The 385-nt window shown below is 40.5% G+C and carries 1 pseudogene; it reads left to right on the top strand.

Annotation, left to right across the window (positions count from 1 at the left end):
- Nucleotides 1-385: pseudogene (locus tag SB775_RS27705) on the top strand (D-alanyl-D-alanine carboxypeptidase); the annotation flags it as partial.

Raw genomic sequence — 385 nt, 5'->3', positions numbered from 1 at the left:
AACACGAACCGACTAATTAAATTTTATCCAGGCGTCGATGGATTGAAAACAGGTTTTACAGGCGAGGCAAAATACTGTTTAACCGCATCAGCTAAAAAAGGCAACATGCGCGTCATTGCTGTCGTATTTGGCGCAAGTACACCGAAGGACAGAAACGCCCAAGTGGTCAAAATGTTAGACTATGCATTTAGTCAATATACAACCCATCCACTTTACAAACGAGGACAAGACGTGGCAGAGATCAAAGTGAGCAAAGGGAAAAAGAAGAAAATTCAGCTTGTCACTTCTGAACCGATCTCCCTTTTAACGAAAAAAGGCGAAAATGTGGATCAGATTAAAAAAGAAATCAAATTGACTCATGATGTCAAGGCCCCATTTTCAAAAG

The organism is Peribacillus sp. SIMBA_075, assembly GCF_046534585.1.
The sequence above is the reverse complement of the archived record's forward strand: the minus strand, read 5'-3'. Positions and strand labels throughout refer to the sequence as shown.